The sequence below is a fragment of the Yimella sp. cx-51 genome, assembly GCF_017654605.1.
Classification (GTDB): Bacteria; Actinomycetota; Actinomycetes; order Actinomycetales; family Dermatophilaceae; genus Yimella.
The window spans coordinates 2,886,294-2,904,590 of record NZ_CP072113.1 but is presented as its reverse complement, the minus strand read 5'-3'; the positions used below and the strand labels follow the sequence as shown (position 1 = coordinate 2,904,590).

16 protein-coding genes are annotated in these 18,297 nt (G+C 67.3%); 8 read left to right on the top strand and 8 right to left on the bottom strand.

Going from position 1 to position 18,297, the window contains the following annotated elements:
* Nucleotides 1-114: 114 nt before the first annotated feature.
* Nucleotides 115-1,275 (bottom strand): TerD family protein, encoded by a 1,161-nt coding sequence (locus tag J5M86_RS13835; protein WP_188058899.1) that lies wholly within the window; start codon nt 1,273-1,275, stop codon nt 115-117.
* 409 nt (nt 1,276-1,684) lie between these two features.
* On the opposite strand from J5M86_RS13835, the gene J5M86_RS13830 reads away from it, so the two are divergent.
* Nucleotides 1,685-2,476, top strand: coding sequence for a helical backbone metal receptor (locus tag J5M86_RS13830; RefSeq protein ID WP_188058900.1), 792 nt, complete (start codon nt 1,685-1,687; stop codon nt 2,474-2,476).
* Between the two features lie 128 nt (nt 2,477-2,604).
* Here J5M86_RS13830 and J5M86_RS13825 read toward each other — a convergent pair whose 3' ends face one another.
* A complete protein-coding gene (locus J5M86_RS13825; protein ID WP_188058901.1) occupies nt 2,605-3,111 on the bottom strand; it encodes a hypothetical protein in 507 nt (168 codons plus the stop codon).
* Between the two features lie 854 nt (nt 3,112-3,965).
* Here J5M86_RS13825 and J5M86_RS13820 point away from each other — a divergent pair.
* The 4 genes from J5M86_RS13820 (at nt 3,966) to ppc (ending at nt 9,303) form a co-directional block, all read left to right on the top strand.
* Nucleotides 3,966-4,724, top strand: coding sequence for a fructosamine kinase family protein (locus tag J5M86_RS13820; RefSeq protein WP_188058902.1), 759 nt, complete (start codon nt 3,966-3,968; stop codon nt 4,722-4,724).
* Nucleotides 4,725-4,808: 84 nt separating this feature from the next.
* Entirely contained in the window at nt 4,809-5,588 is a 780-nt protein-coding gene (locus tag J5M86_RS13815) for a hypothetical protein (protein ID WP_188058903.1), read from the top strand.
* A gap of 79 nt (nt 5,589-5,667) precedes the next feature.
* Entirely contained in the window at nt 5,668-6,441 is a 774-nt protein-coding gene (locus J5M86_RS13810; protein ID WP_188058904.1) for a hypothetical protein, read from the top strand.
* An 84-nt stretch (nt 6,442-6,525) separates the two neighbouring features.
* Nucleotides 6,526-9,303 (top strand): phosphoenolpyruvate carboxylase, encoded by a 2,778-nt coding sequence (gene ppc / locus J5M86_RS13805; RefSeq protein WP_208965040.1) that lies wholly within the window; start codon nt 6,526-6,528, stop codon nt 9,301-9,303.
* 45 nt (nt 9,304-9,348) lie between these two features.
* Here the strand turns inward: ppc and J5M86_RS13800 are convergent, their stop codons facing one another.
* Both J5M86_RS13800 and J5M86_RS13795 read right to left on the bottom strand, forming a co-directional pair.
* Nucleotides 9,349-9,936, bottom strand: coding sequence for a methylated-DNA--[protein]-cysteine S-methyltransferase (locus J5M86_RS13800; protein WP_188058905.1), 588 nt, complete (start codon nt 9,934-9,936; stop codon nt 9,349-9,351).
* Nucleotides 9,936-10,412: an RNA polymerase sigma factor gene (locus J5M86_RS13795; protein WP_188058906.1), complete on the bottom strand. Its 477-nt coding sequence runs from the start codon at nt 10,410-10,412 to the stop codon at nt 9,936-9,938. The genes J5M86_RS13800 and J5M86_RS13795 overlap by 1 nt, the downstream gene beginning before the upstream one ends.
* A 97-nt stretch (nt 10,413-10,509) precedes the next feature.
* Between J5M86_RS13795 and J5M86_RS13790 the strand changes: the two genes are divergently transcribed.
* From J5M86_RS13790 to J5M86_RS13780, 3 genes are all read left to right on the top strand, one after another.
* Entirely contained in the window at nt 10,510-11,112 is a 603-nt protein-coding gene (locus J5M86_RS13790; protein WP_188058907.1) for a YitT family protein, read from the top strand.
* 69 nt (nt 11,113-11,181) lie between these two features.
* Nucleotides 11,182-12,762: a WS/DGAT domain-containing protein gene (locus J5M86_RS13785; protein WP_188058908.1), complete on the top strand. Its 1,581-nt coding sequence runs from the start codon at nt 11,182-11,184 to the stop codon at nt 12,760-12,762.
* 166 nt (nt 12,763-12,928) lie between these two features.
* Nucleotides 12,929-14,038, top strand: coding sequence for a P1 family peptidase (locus tag J5M86_RS13780; protein ID WP_188058909.1), 1,110 nt, complete (start codon nt 12,929-12,931; stop codon nt 14,036-14,038).
* Here J5M86_RS13780 and J5M86_RS13775 read toward each other — a convergent pair.
* The 4 genes from J5M86_RS13775 to iolC are packed head-to-tail and all read right to left on the bottom strand — an operon-like array spanning nt 13,954 to nt 18,219.
* Nucleotides 13,954-15,453, bottom strand: coding sequence for a CoA-acylating methylmalonate-semialdehyde dehydrogenase (locus J5M86_RS13775; protein ID WP_188058910.1), 1,500 nt, complete (start codon nt 15,451-15,453; stop codon nt 13,954-13,956). The genes J5M86_RS13780 and J5M86_RS13775 overlap by 85 nt on opposite strands.
* Nucleotides 15,450-16,355, bottom strand: coding sequence for a 5-deoxy-glucuronate isomerase (gene iolB, locus J5M86_RS13770; protein WP_188058911.1), 906 nt, complete (start codon nt 16,353-16,355; stop codon nt 15,450-15,452). The genes J5M86_RS13775 and iolB overlap by 4 nt, the downstream gene beginning before the upstream one ends.
* A complete protein-coding gene (locus J5M86_RS13765) occupies nt 16,352-17,254 on the bottom strand; it encodes a deoxyribose-phosphate aldolase (RefSeq protein WP_188058912.1) in 903 nt (300 codons plus the stop codon). Before J5M86_RS13765 ends, iolB begins: the two co-directional genes overlap by 4 nt.
* The gene (gene iolC / locus J5M86_RS13760; RefSeq protein WP_188058913.1) at nt 17,251-18,219 is read right to left on the bottom strand and encodes a 5-dehydro-2-deoxygluconokinase; all 969 of its coding nucleotides are present in this window, start codon (nt 18,217-18,219) and stop codon (nt 17,251-17,253) included. The genes J5M86_RS13765 and iolC overlap by 4 nt, the downstream gene beginning before the upstream one ends.
* Between the last annotated feature and the right edge of the window lie 78 nt (nt 18,220-18,297).

Genomic DNA, 18,297 nt, shown 5'->3' with positions numbered 1-18,297 from the left:
AGGAGATCAACGGATCGCCGCGCTCGCAGCCACGTCCGTCGATCCCTCGATCAGCGGCCCGAGCCTGCGGAGGGACGAACCGACGGTGTCGACGTCCCTCCGCAGGGAGGCTTGTCAGGCCGTCTGGAGCCCGAAGGTTCGGATGACCCCGGCGAGCCCGTCGAAGAATCCTTGGCCGACCGCCCGAAACCGCCACGCATCATTGCGGCGGTAGAACTCACACAAGAGCATCGCCGTTTCCTGCGTGGCTCCGCTGCTGGAGTCGCACCCCGCCAGGGTGGCCTGGTCGTGCACGGCGTGCACCGTCGTGACAAGGTGCTGCACCGATGCGAATGTGATCTGTGTTCCAGCCGGGTCGACCGATGCGATGACGACGACCTTTTCCACCCACGTCGGCAACTGACCAATGACGATTTCAACTGTCGCCGTACCCGGAGAGCTTGAGCGCACGGCAAGCGCTCCGTCCGGCGACCGAGGGTTGCCGTAGAAGACGAAATGCGATTCCGACGCGGCCCGCTGCGCTCCGTCCAAGGCAAGCGCCGACACGTCGAGACCGGAACCGGAAGGGGTCTGCCAGGTCGTTTTGACACGCAGCTGGGGCAGGGCGGACGGCGCGAGTTGGATGTTCGCTCCACGCACCAGGGTGGTCGGGCCGCTGTCGAGGTGACGAACAACACCGACCGGTCCTATGGGAACCGCTGCGACCGGCGGTATCGATGCGGGTGACACTGCCAGTGCCGACTGCGCCTTTGCGGCGACCGGTGGCGTGTGTGCGTACGGATCAGTCGGTGGCCTCACCGTGACGGGTGGCGCGGCGCGGGCGATGGCGTTGACAGCAGGTGCACTGGGTGGCGGCGCCGCGATAGGCGCAGGCACGGGTGCATCTGCGGAAAGAAGCCGTAGTGAGGGGTCTGCCTTCTTGAGATCGGCCAGCATGAGCTGTACCTGGTTCCGGCTCTTGCTCAAGGAGAACGAGTTGCGCGTACCCGCCCATGCCCGGGTGAATCCACCATCACCGAGGGCGACCAGCTCGATCAGGCAGCCATCGTCCATCGCGTAGATGTACACCTGGATGGCCCACATGTTCAGCCTGCCCGCCCGGTTACCGACGACCGCGACGTCGGGTAGCACCTCACCGATGGTGTCGAGCGGATTGCTGCTCTGCTCGACCGGCTCGACCGAGTCGGCCTTCATCCGAGCGAACGAGGCATTGATCGATCGGGCCGCAGCCGTGAGGTCCAGTCGGGTGTGCAGTTCCAGTCCGTCGCACTTCACGTGAAGCTCCTCGTCCGAAAGTTGAAGGATCTGATGGGAGTGGGAGGCCGCACGGTTGAGAGCGCGACCTCCCACGTTCGGCGGACGTCAACGACGACCGTGGTGGCCGCCGTGCTCGTTGCAGACCAGGCCGGTGGAGTCGCATTTGGAGCAGCTCAGCTTTCCAGCGATGCCGCTCGCGCGGCCGCCGTTGCAGCTCGGGCAGTCCTTCAACGGGCGGTGGCACTTGGTGCAGTCCATTTCAAACCTTCGGTTGATCGGGTGAGATGACAGGTTCAGTCTTGGCGGGATCCGCCAGCGGCACGAGTGGGAATTGTTCTGACTTGCCATGCGGTCCGGTTTCTGTTCAGTCGACGTGTCGGGTCCACCGGCGATGTGGCGGACCCTTTGGCGCATTACGGTCGAGACCATGCGGACGTTGACCGACGACCTCGGATTCCAGGTCGAGTTGCCAGACGCACCGGTGCGACGAGTGGTCAGCCTGGTGCCCTCACTCACCGAAGCCATCGCGGCAACCACGCCGGACGCATTGGTCGGGGCGACCGACTGGTGCACCCACCCGGCTGCTCTCGACGTCCCACGGGTGCGTGGCACCAAGAACCCCGACCTTGCTGCGATCACCGCGCTCGATCCCGAGCTTGTCGTGGCGAACAAGGAAGAGAACCGCGAACTCGACGTCAAGCGACTGCGCGACAGGGGAATTACGGTGTGGGTCACCGACATCGAGACTGTGCCCCAAGCGCTCGGCTCGATGCGGCGGTTGTTCACCGGCGTCCTCGGGTGGGACGCCCCGGAGTGGCTGGACGAAGCCGACCACCTCTGGCAAGAGTCGGCAGGGCGCGAGAGCGAGCTTGCCGAATCAGAAGGCACTCGCGGGGTGGTGGTGCCGATCTGGCGCGACCCGTGGATGGTCGTTGGGCATCCGACATACACCGCAGACCTGTTGGCGCGGCTCGGCTACGAGGTGGTGGTGCCCGACGGCGCGGAAGGCCGCTACCCGCACGCCGAACTGAGCGCTCTCGACAGCACCGACCTGGCCGATCTGGTGCTGCTGCCCGACGAGCCGTACGTCTTCACGCCGGACGACGGTCCGGAGGCTTTCACCGCCGTCCCGACCCGATTGATCAGCGGCCGGCTCATCACCTGGTATGGCCCAGCGATGGTCGAGGCCGCCAAGGAGTTGCCCGGCCAATTACGCTGAGCTCGCAGGCGACACGTGGATCTACGATCTCTCGTCGTGAGTTCGCGCTCCGACGCCCGCGGTCATCTGCTGGCCCAGGTTGTGGCTGGCTGATTGTCAGGGTCTGTAGTCGCTGATGACTGCTGATCTCAGAACTCGACCACCCCGCGATCGGCCGATAGCCGTTCCACCGCTGATTGGTCTACGGCGAAGTAGACGAGGTCAATCAGATCGGCGTGTTCACGGCGCCATTGTTCAATTTCATCCGCGTAGTCGAGCGACATCGCGACGACTCGGTGGCGATCCTCAGCTATCCAGCCCATGCCTAGCGTGACGAGACATGGCCTGCCGGGAAACTGTTCGGAGGCGCGACTGGGCGCAGACGATATGGCGGCCTGGCAGTCCTCCATAGAACCGCCGCTGAGATCTGGCGGGATCGAAGGATTGGAGGCATGTACCTGAAGCACCCTCCCATCCCAAGCCCCTTCGAGAACACATAACTGGTCGACGAAGTCATGGTGGTCGACTCTTGGTGCGTCCAAACCTGCTCCAGCGACCCGAAAACTCAGGTCAGAATCGGTGTGAACAGGCCCGGACCGCGGGGAGGCTCGGATCAAGTCGCCGTCCAGCACACCTGTGACGCGCAGTTCGATCATGGCGTTTGCGATGCGATGTACAAGTGATACCAGCCCGGATGGGGTCCGTAACGCTCCAAAGTACACCTGTAGTCAACGACATCGGGCGGATCGCAGATCGCCGCTCCCGTAGCATTGCACTGACTCAATGTCTGGTAGTAACCCCACGGATACCAGCGATATGAGGTCGTAGACGCGGGCGCTGAGCCGGCGACGCCAAAGACAAGACCGCACGACATCGATGCGGCTGCCAAGAACCGAACCATCAACTTCATCGCTTCTCCTCGCATAGGAGCGCCAGCTGGCGAAGAATCCAACCCTTGCAGATCTTCAAGCCGCGGGCCTAGACCCTTACTCGTCGACCAAGAGGTCCTCCACCCGTGAGCCGCGGGCGCACGAGTTGCGGTATCGCATGCTTGGACTCGCCCTCACTCCTGCCCGGAAGTCGCTCGCATGTCGCAGAACCCGCTCACCGTCGTCACCGCGGTCGACGTCCTGACACCGGACGCGTACACGACGGTGCTGGCGGTGCGTTTCGCCGGCATGACAGCCACCGAGCACTACGGGTTCACCGCCGCGATGCCAGGCAAACGCCGACTGACCCAGTTCTTCCAGCCTAAGGCGGCCAGCCTGCTGATGGTGTCGGTGCCCGTGCACGCAACCTTGCGGCAGCAGTCACACTCACTGTCTGGTCGGCTGCGCACCGACGACGCCGCGCTGGTGCGTCATGTGCAGCGACCACTGGACGCGCCATTCGTCCAGGGGCTTGAGGGACGCGAACACAACGGGATGGGTGTCGGGCCTGGGGTGCTGGCATGTCTCGAGCGAGGCGTCGCAGGTGTCGCCGAAAGGTTGCAGCGTGCGAAGGTGAGGGGATGTTCCGCAAGCAAAGTCGCCGCGCTCCCGAAGGCTATTTCCGTTGGGAAGCAGCCGGATTGCGGTGGCTCGCAGCAGCTGATGGCGCGCCGGTCGTGGAGGTCGTCGACGTCAGCGACGATCACCTCGACCTCAAGCGGCTCGCCGGGACTGCGCCGACGTCCCGCACCGCTGAGGCCTTCGGACGTGCACTCGCGATCACGCATGACGCGGGAGCAGACGCCTTCGGCTGTCCTCCGCAGGGCTGGCATGGAGACGGCTACTTCGGCCCGCTGGAGCAGCCGATCCAGTTGGATCTCGACCCCACTGACAGCTGGGGTGAGTTCTACGCCGACCAGCGGCTACGTCCGATCGCTCAGCGATGCGTCGACGCCGGAGCGTTGAGTGCCGGCGACGGAGCACTCCTGGAACAACTGGCCGAGCGGGTGGCAGCGGGAGAGTTCGACACCGATGATGTGCCGGCTCGCGTGCACGGAGATCTGTGGTCGGGAAATCTGATGTGGACCGAGCAGGGAGCGGTGCTCATCGATCCGGCGGCTCACGGCGGACACCGGGAGTACGACCTGGCGATGCTCGCCCTCTTCGGAACACCACACCTCGACCGCATCGTGGCCGCGTACGACGAGGCGCATCCGCTTGCCGACGGGTGGCGCGACCGAGTGGCGCTCCACCAGCTGTTTCCGCTCGCCGTGCACGCCCTGCTCTTCGGCAGTGGCTACGCCGCGCAGACGATGGCGGCGGCGCGGCGCTACCGCTGAGAGGGCTCGTGCGGTTCGGGAATGTGATGAGCGCCGGTGTCGCATACTTGAACTCGCCAGTACGCCTGCCCGGAAGTCGCTCGCATGTCGCAGAACCCGCTCCCTGTCGTCACCGCGGTTGACGTCCTGACACCGGACGCGTACACGACGGTGCTGGCGGTGCGTTTCGCCGGTATGGCAGCCACCGAGCACTACGGGTTCACCGCGGCGATGCCGGGCAAGCGCCGCTTGGCCCAGTTCTTCCAGCCGAAAGCGGCCAGCCTGCTGATGGTGTCGATGCCCGTGCACGCAACCTTGCGGCAGCAGTCGTACTCGCTCGCCGGTCGGTTGAGGACCGCCGACGGTGAGCAAGTGGTGCGAGATCTGGTGTTCGCGCTCCAGCGGCTGAACGGCAGCCGGGTGATGCAGATCTCCGGCTACCTCGCCGGAAATTCGCGTTCCAGTTCGCGGCCATCCTCGCGCCCCGCACCGGTGAACCGTCCGCTTGCCCGCACTCCACGTGAGCACGCAGTGATGCTCCTGGTGCGCAATGACCGCGAGGACGACGCCGCGCTGGTCGATCAGGTCGTGGCTCGGTTCGACAGTCTGTCCGTGCGGGAGCAGGAAGCCGTTCGGCAGGCGATCCGGGCGATCATCGAGGCGTTCACCCTGCTCGGACGTCTCACCTCGCCGGCGCAGGTGCATCCGGGACCCGACGGCTCGACCCCACAGGAGGACGCCCACTCCGCGGTCGACGCGGCGCTGTCACGGCTTTCGGTCGCCTTGAACGAGGCACAACGCGGGGACGCCGACGGCCTGCGGGCGCTGCGCCGCTACGCCGGCCAGTGGGCGGAGCGTCCGGACGACCCGCTCAGCCTGGGCTGACCAGGGCACGCGGAACCACGACCGCGACGTAGTCGTCCCACCTGCGTGCGCGCGGGCGCACTGTGCCCAAGGGGGACCCATGGCCGTGATCGACCGACTCGTCATCGAAGCCGACAAGCCGTCCCACACGTGCGTCAGCGCAGTCTCCGGTGGGCGTCCGTTGGGCCCGACACACATCGTGGTCGAACCCCGCATCGCCAAGCGTCATCGAGCCGTCGGCGGCAAGTTGCTGGTGGTGCCCGCAGGCCAGCACGAGCGAGTGCGGGGCAGCGGTTGGTTACTGCAGAACGCGTGGCAAGACCCTCGCTGTCGGCGCATGGCCAACGAGTGGTGGCAGGCGATCGAAGACCATGATCCAGCGCGTTTGGTGGCGATCGCCGACTACCTCCTCGACCCGGCCCGACCGCCCTTCCGTAACGACTCCGGACGCAGCGGCGTCGCCTGGAGCCTTCCGCGGCCCAGCCTGATGTCGCGCGCGAGCACCCGTCCGTGGGAGGTCGCCGACGAGCTGCTGCAAGCAGCTGGTCGCCCCGAGGACGCCGCGCTGGTGCGCCAGGTGCACCGGCGCCTGGACGCGCTCACTCCGATCGAGCAGCAGACGGCGACCTCCGCGGTGAGCACGATTGCCGAGGCGTACGCGATCCTGGCGGGTCTCTCGGTCGCAGCGCGCTCGTCCGTCGATGAACTCGGACGCTGCCCACAGCAGGACGCTGATGACGCCGTGGAGTCAGCGCTCTGCCGGCTGAAGGTGTCGCTCGCCGAGGCGCACAAGACCGACGTCCACAAGCTGCGCGTGCTGCGCACCTATGCGCAGCGGTGGAGCCCGCGCACCGATCCGCTCACGTTGGGCTGACACACCACCGACGTGACGCATCTCGCGTCCGCAGACTGATCCGCACGTCTGGCTTACTGGCCGGTCATCGCCATACTTGGGGCCATGATCGACCAGCCGCAGATGGTGTTCGAAACGACCGACGAGGGCCGCGAGGCCACCGAACCGCTCCGCAACGACATCCGCCTGCTCGGTGGAATTCTCGGCGATGTCGTGCGTGAGCAAGAGGGCGAGCGCGTCTTCGACCTGGTCGAGGAAGCCCGCCGCCGCGCGTTCGCAGTGCGCCGCCAGGAGGTCGACCGCGCCGGTTTTGCGGCGCTCTTCAGCGACGCCTCCACCCAGGACAGCTTGCACGTCATCCGTGCCTTCAGCCTGTTTGCGCTGCTGGCCAACCTCGCCGAAGACCTCCACCGTGAGCGCCGTCGGGCCGGGCACGTCAACGCCGGCGAGGCGCCCATCGACGGTTCGCTCGCCGCTACTTGGCCGAAGCTGGGGGCCGCCGGGCTGAACACCGCAGAGGTCGAGGACGCGCTGCGCGACGCAACCGTTGTCCCTGTGGTCACGGCGCACCCGACCGAGACGCGACGCCGCACCGTGTTCGAGGCGCAGAACAAGATCAAGCAGACGATGCGCACTCGGGAGCGCATGACTCTCAACGCCACCGAGGAGCAGGACGCCCTGCGGCAGGTGAAGATCCAAATCATCACCCTCTGGCAGACAGCGCTCATCCGGCTCAAGCGGGTGCAGATCGAGGACGAGATCGAGGTGGGTCTGCGCTTCTTCGACGCCTCGCTCTTCGAGGTGATGCCGCTGATCAACGCCCAGGTGCGCCGCGAGCTGAACGAGCTCTACCCGGGCGCTGACCTGCTGGAGGAGCCCATGCTCCGGGCCGGCTCGTGGATCGGTGGAGACCGTGACGGCAACCCCAATGTCACTGCGGCAGTGGTCAATACGGCGTCCACGCGCGCTGCACAGACTGCGATCGGCCGCTACCTGCGCGACCTCGACGAATTGGAAGTGAGCCTGTCGCTGTCGACCAGGCTCGCCTCGATCAGCGACGACCTGCGCACCCTCGCCGCGCTCAACACCGAGGACGAGCGGGACGACGAGCCCTACCGGCAGGCGCTGCGCTGGATCCGCGGCCGCCTCGAACGCACCTACCAGCAGTTCTTCGGCAAGGCGGCCGACGGCGCGATCGAGGTCGAGGGAGCCACCGCCTACCTGGAGGCCGAGGAACTACTCGCCGACCTGGACGTCGTCGACGCCTCGCTGCGCGGGGGGCACGACGACCTGCTCGCGGACGACCGTCTCGCCACCGTGCGCGAAGCCGTGCGTACCTTCGGCTTCCACCTCTACGGGCTCGACCTGCGACAGAACTCCGATGTGCACGAAGAGACCGTCACCGAACTCTTCGCCTGGGCGGGCGTCCACCCCGACTACGCCTCACTCGATGAGGACGCCAAGGTCGAACTGCTGGTGCAGGAGCTGGCCTCGCCGCGTCCGTTGGTGGGTCGTGGAGCGCAGTTCTCCGACCAGACCACCAGCGAACTCGCGATCGTGGCCGCTGCGGCTGACTCGGTGAAAACCTTTGGCGCAGAAGCGATTCCGAACTACGTCATCTCGATGTGCACGAGTGTCTCCGACATCCTCGAATGCGCGGTGATGCTCAAGGAAGCCGGCCTCTACGTGCCCGGCGCCGACGGTGCCACCTGCTCGGTCAACATCGTGCCGCTCTTCGAGACCATCGAAGACCTCCAGGTCTCGGCGGCCACCTTGCGCGCGGCGCTCGCGTTGCCCGCCTACCGTGCGCTCGTCGACTCCAAGGACGGCATGCAGGAGGTGATGCTCGGTTACAGCGACTCCAACAAGGACGGCGGTTACCTCGCCGCCAACTGGGCGCTCTACCGGGCCGAGCTCGACCTGGTCGAGGTGGCGCAGGAGTACGGCATCCGGTTGCGTCTTTTCCACGGCCGAGGCGGCACCGTGGGGCGTGGTGGCGGCCCCAGCTACGACGCGATCCTGGCCCAGCCGCCGGGCGCCGTGCGGGGCTCGCTGCGCCTCACCGAACAGGGCGAGATCATCGCCGCCAAGTACGCCGAGCCGGCGCTGGCGTATCGCAACCTCGAAGCCCTCGTGGCCGCCACCCTGGAGTCGTCGCTGCTGGACGTCGAAGGGCTGGACGACACCGCTCAGGCCTATCGCGACCTGGACGAGCTGGCTCAGCTCGCCCGCGATGCGTACAGCGAACTGGTGCACAAGACAGACGGATTCGTCGAGTACTTCAAGACGGCGACGCCTGTCGCCGAGATCGGCGCGCTCAACATCGGGTCGCGTCCGGCGTCCCGCAAACCCACCGAGAACATCTCCGACCTGCGTGCCATCCCGTGGGTGATGAGCTGGTCGCTGTCGCGCGTGATGCTGCCGGGTTGGTACGGCACCGGCGCGGCAATCGAGCGATGGGTCGACAGCGACGAGGCGAAGCTGGCCCGGTTGCAGCACTACTACGAGAACTGGCCCTTCTTCCGCACCGTCGTCTCCAACCTCGCGCAGGTGATGGCGAAGTCGGATCTCGGTATCGCAGAACGCTATTCACGCCTGGTCAGCGACGAAGAACTACGCGCACGCGTCTTCGACCGCATCGTCGACGAGCACGGACGCACGCTGCGCACCTACGCCCAGATCACCGGCCACGACGACCTGCTGTGGGACAACACCGCGCTGAAGCGTTCGGTCTTCAACCGGTTCCCCTACCTCGAGCCGCTCAACCACCTGCAGGTCGAACTGCTGGAGCGGTACCGCGCAGGCGACGAGGACGAGCAGGTGCGACGCGGCATCCTGCTAACCATGAACGGCCTCGCGACGGCGTTGCGTAACTCCGGCTAAGCCAGTCCACACGCACGTTCGTGACGTCTGGTCGGGGAGGGCCGCTCAGCGGTGGGACGCCTCCAGGTCGAGCAGTTCCTGTTTGGCCTTGACCCCGCCGAGGTAGGCGCCCATCGAGCCGTCCGCCCGCAGGACGCGGTGGCAGGGCACAACGATCGGCAGCGGGTTGGTCGAGCAGGCCGTGCCGACGGCGCGCACTGCCCGGGGATTGCCGACCTGCTGCGCCACCTGCGAGTACGACTGCGTGCTGCCGTACTCGATCGTCGACAGATGTTCCTGCACCACCTTGCGGAAGCCCCGCGACAGCGAGCGGTCGAGCGGTAGGTCGAAGCCGCTGGTGGCACCGGCGAAGTAGGCGTCCAGTGCGTAGGCGGCGTCGTCCAAGCGGTGCGGCTCGCTCATGATCCGCGGGCTCACCCGATGCGCGAGCGTGGTGAGCACGGCGTCGAAGTCTTCGCCGGCGTAGGCCACTCGCAATAGCCCCTCCGGAGTCGCGGCGAGCAGCAGCGTCCCGACCGGGGAGTCGATCGTCCGGTAGGCGATGTCGAGTTCGGTGCCGGCCCCGGTGGCCACTCGCGCCGCAAGGCGGTCGAGCAGTTCGGTGTCCGGGGGTAGGGCATCGAAGGGGTTCATCACTGGTCCTCTCGGTCGGCGGCATACACCGCGCGCAAGGTCTTCATGCCGTCCGCAGCCGCTCGACGAACGGCCTCGGTGTTGCGGCCCACGAGTTGCGCGACGTCGGCGTAGGGCAGTCCGGCGAGATGGTGATAGGCGATCGCCTGACGCTGCCGGTCGGGCAGCGCGGCCACCCGAGTCCACAGCTCGCGGGCGTCCTCGTCGTCGTGCACCACGCCGCGGTCAGGAAGTTCGGCCATCGGAGTGGCGCGCTGGGTGGAGCGGATGACATCGATCGCCTTGCGGTGCGCGATCGTCACGAGCCAGGCGCGGACGTTCGCATCAGCCGGTAGCTCGGGCCAGGCCCGCAGGGCAGCCAGGAAGGTCTCCGACCACGCGTCCTCCGCGCTGGTGTGCACCCCGAGCACGGCTCGGCAGACACGCAGCACGACTTGCCCGTGCTCGCGGACCACCTGCTCGAAGGGCTGTTTCATCTCCATCACCTCCTAGACGGTCGGCGCCCCGCAAACGTGAGATCGGCACGTGGGTATGGTGCGCATTCAGCCGCCATCGTCCCCTGAGAGGCCTGCAGTGTCACCGTTGCGCCGCGCCGTCCAACTGCCGTTGGGCTGCATCATGCTCGGCGTCGGGGTGGCGATGGTGCTGGCCGCTCGCCTCGGCGCAGACGGCTACTCCACGCTCATGAGCGGCCTGACGCTCGTCAGCAAGGTTGACTTCGCGGTGGTGAGCTGGTCGTCCGCGCTGGTGCTTGTCGTGCTGGCGTGGCTGAGGGGTTTGCGCCCTGGTCCGGGAACGGTCTGCCAACTCGTTCTGGTCGGCCTGACCGTGAGCGCGCTGCTCAAATGGCTTCCGGAGCCGGACGCGATGGGCGGGCGAGTGCTGCTCTTCGCAGCCGGGTACCTCTTCCTCTGCGTCGGCGTCGCAACGTATCTGGCCACCGACCTCGGGGCCGGCCCGGCCGAAGGTGCGGCACTGGCCTTTGATCCGCCGCTGCCGTTCAAGTGGAGTTACACCGTCTTCCAAATCATCTGCATCGCGATCGGTTGGTGGTGCGGCGCCGCGGTCGGTGTCGGCACGTTGATCCTCGCCGCCGGAATTGGCTGGACCGTCGACCGGCTCATGCCGTTGCTCGGCGGTCCGCCTCGCAGCGCGGTGGTGGAGCAGGCGACCTAGCCCCCGTGTCAGCGGCGGTGTTCGGCAACACCGCCCCTGAACTCTGACCCGCTGGTAACTTGCCGAAGCATGGCGCAGGCACTTCCGCACGACTTCGAGCCGATTCCGATCGCGGTGCAGGACGAGCTGTGGCTGACCATGGATCGCCCCACCAACCTGATGATCATCGATTCGTTGGTGTGGCTGGAGCAAGCACCCAAGTGGCCGGCACTGCGGGCGATCATCCGCGATCGCATGGTGGATCGCTACCCGGTGTTCCGCTGCCACCCGCAGAAGATCGACGGTCGGATGCACTGGGTGGCCGATGCCGACTTCAGGCTGGCTCGCCACGTGCGCAAGGCGAAGCTCGGCGCACCGGTCGATGAGGAGTTGGTGCGCCGGTTCGTCGCCGCCGAACGCAGCAAGGCCTTCGACCGCAACCACCCGCTGTGGAGCGTCCAACTCATCGAAGCGGTGCACCGCGCCGACGGCCGGATCGGCGCGGCGGTGTTGCTGCGAGTGCACCACAGCATCGCCGACGGCATTCGGATGACCGAACTGGCGCTGGGTCTGTGCGACCCGATCGATGCCGCACCCGGCACGATCAGCGCCAAGGTCGGACGCGCGCTGCCCAGGGCGGGACGTCCGACGCCGGCACTCGCGCTGGAGACGATGTCGTCGCTCACCGAGTCCGGGGCGTCCCGGTTGGCCAGTGCCGCAGCGGGAATCGTGGAGGTCGGCCGGTCAGCCGGTGGCGCTTTGGTGCGTGACCTGCAGGATCCGCTCGAGGCACCCGGCCGGGCGGCGTCGAGTGTCGCCGACCTCGCCGCGACTGCTGCGCGCGAGGTGGTGGCTTTGGTGGCCGATCCGAGCAAAGCCATCGACCTGCCGACCTATGTGGCTGGTCTCGCGCCGGGCGGTGAGCAAGCGGCCAACACCGTCACCGAGATCCTGGGCAGCATCAGTGCCAAGAATCCGAAGAGCACCTGGACCGGCACGCCCGGGCTGGAGAAGTCGGTCGCGTGGTCGGCGCCGATTCCGCTCGCCGACATCGTCCAGATGGCCCGCAGCTGCGGCGCGACCGTCAACGACGCACTGGTCGCTGCGGTCGCCGGAGCGTTGATGCGCTACCTCGCCGAGCACGGCACCACACTCAACGATGTGAGCTGGCACATCCCGGTCAGCCTGCAACCTTTCGGTGACGGCCTGCCCGACCGGTTGGGCAATCACCTGGCCCTGGTCAGCTTCCGCATGCCGTTGAACGTGCGAGACCCCAAGCGGCGCATGAAGGAGGTGCACCGTCGCACCGAGCGGATCAAGAACTCCCAGGAGACGCTGGTGACCTTCGGCATCCAGCGGGTCATCGCCCAGTCACCGCACGCGCTGAGCGTCATGCTCACTGACTACTTCGCCAACCTCACCGTAGGGGTGCTCACCAATGTGCCCGGACCCAAGCGTCCGGTGGCGCTGGCCGGGGCCCGCGTCGATTCGATGCTGGGCTGGGCGCCGTGCAACGGCAATCAGCCGATGACGGTGTGCATCTACAGCTACGCCGGGCAGGTGGTGGTCTCGATCGCCGCGGACGCAGGGCTGGTGCCCGATCTTGACCGCGTCACCGCCCACCTCGACGCCGAGATCGAGCACATGCGCTTTGCGCTCGGCGCAGACTGAGCTCGATCAGGGGTTGAGTCGCTTGTTCACCGCACGGTGCACAGCGGGCGGTAGCCAGTCCTTACAGCCGCAGCCCGTGCTGTTGGCTCAGGAATCGCGAGGAGTCGCCGAACTTCTGGTGATGGGTAGACCGATCCCGCTGACGGTGACCGGCGATGATGGGCCCATGTCGTGGCAACCAGGACCCACCAACTGCCTCACCGACGTCCCCGGCCTGCGCGTCGGTCATCACACCCGGCGCGGTGACGGCTGGCTGACCGGGACGACCGTGGTGCGGCTCCCGGACGACGGGGCAGTGGCCGGCGTCGACGTGCGCGGTGGTGGTCCGGGCACACGCGAGACCGACCTGCTCGACCCGCGCAACCTCATCGAACGGGTCCACGCGATCGTGCTCAGCGGCGGCAGCGCCTTCGGGCTCGCGGCTGCTGACGGAGTGATGCAAGCGCTCGCGGACGAAGGCATCGGCTTCCCGGTCGACGCCGCCGGACGACAGGTGCCGGTGCCGATCGTCCCAGCTGCGGTCGTCTTCGATCTGGGCCGAGGTGGCGAGCCGACCAAGCGTCCGGACGCCTCCTTCGGGGCTCAGGCGCTCGCGGCGGCCACCGCAGATGCCGTCGAGCAGGGCAGTGTCGGCGCCGGCACGGGCGCTCGAGCTGGTGGTCTCAAGGGCGGCGTCGGTTCGGCCAGTGCCGTGCTCGCGGACGGCACGACGGTTGCAGCGTTGGTCGTGGTCAACGCCGTCGGCAGCACCGTCGTGCCCGCGACCGGGCAGCTGTATGCGGCGCAGCACTGCATGCCGGGCGAATTGCCCAGTGTCACAACGCAGCCCGCTGAAATCTCAGCCGTTGCTGCGCTCGGTGCTGGTCAGGCGACGACTCTCGCGGTCATCGCCACGGACGCCACGCTCACCAAGGCGCAGTGCCAGAAGCTCGCCGGCATCGGCCACGACGGCATGGCCCGGGCGGTCAACCCGGTGCACACGATGTTCGACGGCGACACCGTCTTCGCCACCGCGACCTGCGAGCGGGATGCTCCCGACCCGATGGGCTTCCACCTGCTGCTCTCCGTGGCCGGCGATTGCGTCACCGCGCCATCGCGCACGCCATGTGGCACGCCGAATCGGAGGCCGACATGCAGTCGTACCGTGAGGCGCATGAGGTCAGCGCCGACGGCTGCTGAGCTGCGAGTGCCTCAGGTGTTCTGCGGGAAGCCGAGGTTCAGGCCGCCGTGCGAGGGGTCGAGCCAGCGCGAGGTGACGGCCTTCGTCCGGGTGTAGAAGTGGACGCCTTCGACGCCGTAGGCGTGGCTGTCGCCGAAGAGCGATGCCTTCCAGCCGCCGAAGGAGTAGTAGGCGACCGGCACCGGGATCGGCACGTTGATGCCGACCATGCCCACCTCCACCTCGTTCTGGAAACGGCGCGCGGCTCCACCGTCGTTGGTGAAGATCGCGGTGCCGTTTCCGTACTCGGAGGAGTTGATGAGCTCCAGGCCCTCATCGTAGGAGGAGACGCGGACGACCGACAGCACCGGGCCGAAGATCTCGTCGGTGTAGATCGACATGCTGGGGTCGACCTTGTCGAAAAGAGTCGGACCGACGAAAAAGCCGTCCTCACCGCCGTGGAACTCACCATCGCGGCCGTCCACGACGAGATCGGCGCCGGCGTCCTGCCCGGCGGCGATGTAGCCGGTGATGCGGTCGCGCGCCTCCGCAGTGACGACCGGACCCATGTCGCATGCGGTCGAACCATCGCCGGTCTTCAGTCCGGCCATGCGCTCCTTGATCTTGGCGATGAGTTCGTCGGCGATCGTGTCGACGGCGACCACCACCGAGATCGCCATGCATCGCTCGCCGGCTGAGCCGAAACCGGCGTTGATCGCGGCGTCCGCGGCGAGGTCGAGGTCGGCGTCCGGCAGCACCAGCATGTGGTTCTTGGCGCCGCCGAGGGCCTGCACGCGCTTGCCGGCGGCCACTGCTCTCTCGTAGACATACTTCGCGATCGGGGTCGACCCGACGAACGACACCGCCTTGACCGTCGGGTGGTCGAGCAGCGCGTCCACGGCTTCCTTGTCACCGTGGACGACGTTGACGACACCGTCGGGCAGGCCCGCTTCCTTCCACAGCTTGGCCACTTCGACCACCGCGGACGGGTCTTTCTCGGACGGCTTGATCACGACGGCATTGCCGCAGGCCACCGCGATCGGCACGAACCACAGCGGCACCATCGCCGGGAAGTTGAACGGTGAGATGACCGCGACCACGCCGAGCGGCTGCTGGATCGAATAAGCGTCGACACCGCTGGAGACATTCTCGGAGTAGCTGCCCTTGAGCAGTTGCGGGATGCCGCAGGCGAACTCGGCCACTTCGAGGCCGCGGGCCACCTCACCCAGCGCGTCCGAGGTCACCTTGCCGTGCTCGGCGGTGATGATCTCGGCGATCCGCTGCTTGTTCTCGTCCAGCAGTTGGCGGAACTTGAACAGCACCGGCGTGCGCTTGGCCAGCGACATCGCGCCCCACTCCTTGGCGGCTGCGGCGGCGTGCTGCACGACATCGTCCACGACCTGCGCGGAGGCGAGGTCGAGCGTGCCGGTGACCTGGCCGGTGGCCGGGTTGTAGACGTGGCTGGTGCGCTCGGGCGAACCGTCGAACTCGCGGTGGCCGACCAAGTGGGTGATGCGGGTTGGGGTGCTCATCGTGCGTCCTTCGTGGGGTTGTGCGGCATCTCGGAGAAAGGAAGGCGAGGGTCGATCGGTTGGTCCTGCCAGGTCTGGCGCACCCAGCCGTGTCTCGGATCGTCGCAGATGCGCCAGGCGCGTTCGGGGCCGGGACCAGCCATCACATTGAGGTAGTACAGGTCGTATCCCGGGGCGGCGATCGAGGGTCCGTGCCAGCCGTGTGGCACCAGCACGACATCGCCGGTGTGCACCCGTGCGTTGACCTCGATGGGTCGCTCGGTCGTGCCCTGCACCACCTGGAAGCCGTGTGGCTCGGCCTCGCTCGGGGCGCCGTCCACGGCTTGCACCTCGAAGTAGTAGAGCTCCTCGAGTTCGGTCTCCTCGCCGGGGCGGTGCTCGTCGTGCTTGTGCGGGGGATAGGACGACCAGTTGCCCGACGGCGTCACCACCTCGCAGCAGATGATCGAATCGGCAGCCAGCACATCGGGAAGCCCGAAGTTGCGTACTTCGCGGGAGCAGTTGCCGGCTCCTCTCAACTCCACCGGGACGTCGGCGCGGTCGATCACCTGGAAGGGCACGTCGCTCGCAGCGGGCGCGAAGGCCAACGCAACCCGCGAAGGCTCGGACGCGGTGAGCGTGAACTCCGAGTGCCGGGGCACATACGCGACGTCGGTGGGCCCGGTGAAGACGTCCGATCGACCGACCAGCGTTGTCTTGTCGCCATCGCTCTCGACCGTCAGGTTGGTGCCGGCCAGCGGGACGATGACGTACTCGTCGTCGCCGGTCTCGACCTGGTGGGATTCGCCTTCTTCCAGCACGGCGACGAGCAGGCCGGTGTGCTTCCACTCGTCACTGTGGGGCGTGATCGACACCGCGTACCCGTCGGCTGCTGCATCACCGAATGGCTTGTGCCAGCTCATGATTGATGCTCCCTTCGACCGCCGTGGACGAGTGTCGCCGCCACCTCGACTGCCGCAGCGACGTCGCCGTCCGGTGGGAAGAGCAGGGCGCGCCCGATGACAAGCCCGGCGGCTGCCGGAGCGGTGAGCGCGTCCTCCCACGAGGCATAGGTCTCTTCGGGGGTGGTCGTCGGATCGCCGCCGAGCAGCAGCGTGGGCAAGGTGGTGCCCTCCAGCACGCGGTGCATCTCAGGCACGATCGGCACCTTCAACCAGGTGTAGGCACTCGTGGCGCCGAGCCCGGCGGCCACCTGCATGGAGCGGATCGTCGCCTCCGGCGTGAGGATGTTGCGCGCCCGTCCATCGGTGCCGAACTCCGACCAGAAGGGTTCGATCATCGCCATCTTGCCGTGCGCTGCGAGCTCGTCGATGGCGTGTGCGGTGGCTTCCAAAGTGGCGACGGTTCCGCTGTCCTGCAGACAGATTCGAGTGAGTGTCTTGCCGCCGTCCAAGCCTGAGGCCGCGATCCGGGCGGCGGTGTAGCCGGTGAACCGGTCGTCGAATTCGAAGCGTGCGCCCTGCAATCCGCCGCGGTTCATCGATCCGATGACGAGCTTGTCCTCCAGCAGGCCGAGCAGCAGCAGGTCTTCCAGCAGGTCAGCCGTGGCGAGCACGCCGTCGACCCGCGGATTGGCCAGCGCGGTTGCGAGTCTGCGCAGCAGATCGGGACGGGAGGCCATCGCGTGCGCATCGGAGCGGACGCCGAGCGCCCCCCGGGCGGGATGATCGGCGGCGACGACAAGCAGGCGGTCGTCCCCAATCGGACGAGTGCGCCGCTGCGCCCACGCTCGATCGACCGCGCCCGGCTCCCGCATGCGACGAAGCGTCAGTTCGTGAATGTCGTTGTCCGACAGTTTCATCGGTCTTCTCCTGTCACGCGGCCGGCGGCGATCGCGGCGTCCACCTCGTCGGTCGTGGGCATGGCAGATGAGCACTCCAGGCGTCCGGCCACTATCGCGCCGGCGGCATTGGCGAAGGTCAGCAGGCGGTGCAGATCCCAGCCGGCCAGCAGGCCGTGCACCAGCGCTCCACCGAAGGCATCACCCGCGCCCAGACCGTTCACCACCTCGACCGGCAGCGGCGGCACCTGCACCGACTCGTCCTCGGTCATGGCCAGCACTCCCTGCGGGCCCATCTTCACCACGGCGAGTTCGAGACCGCGGTGAAGGAGTGCTCGTCCGGCACGCTGCGGGTCACGTTCGCCGACGGCGATCTCGCACTCCTCCAGATTGCCCACCGCGACGGTCACCTGGTCGAGAGCAGCAGAGACCACCTCGCGCGCTTCACCCGGCGAGGGCCAGAACATCGGCCGCCAGTCGAGGTCGAGCACGGTCAGGGGTCGGCGTCCGCGGTTCTCCCATGCCGCCTGGTGAGCCGCGCGGGAGGGCTCCCGGCTGAGGCCGGTCACCGTCGACCAGTAGATACGGGCGTCCGTGATCCGTTGCAGCGGAAGCTGATCGGGCTCAAGCGTCAGATCGGGCGCGAGGGGCTCGCGGTAGAAGTAGAGCGGAAAATCATCGGGCGGGAAGATCTCGCAGAAGGTCAATGGAGTCTTCAGCGACGGGTGCACTGACACCTCGAGCGCATCGACGCCGAAGCGTCCGAGCTCGCGTTGCAAGTAGCGGCCGAACGGGTCGTCGCCGACCGCGGAGACGAGCGCGGCGCTGCGTCCGTGACGGGCCGCGGCGACGGTGACATTGGCAGCGCTGCCGCCCAGGAACCTTCCGAAGGTGTCGACGTCCTCCAGGCCCACACCGGAGCGCAACGGGTAGAGATCGACCCCGAGTCGGCCGATGGCGATCAGGTCGAGGGCATCAGCGGACATAGCTGCCTTCCTGCTGGCTTGCGCCGAGGCGTCCATCGGTGATTCGCCGCGGGTCACAGTGAGGTCTCAAATGTAATG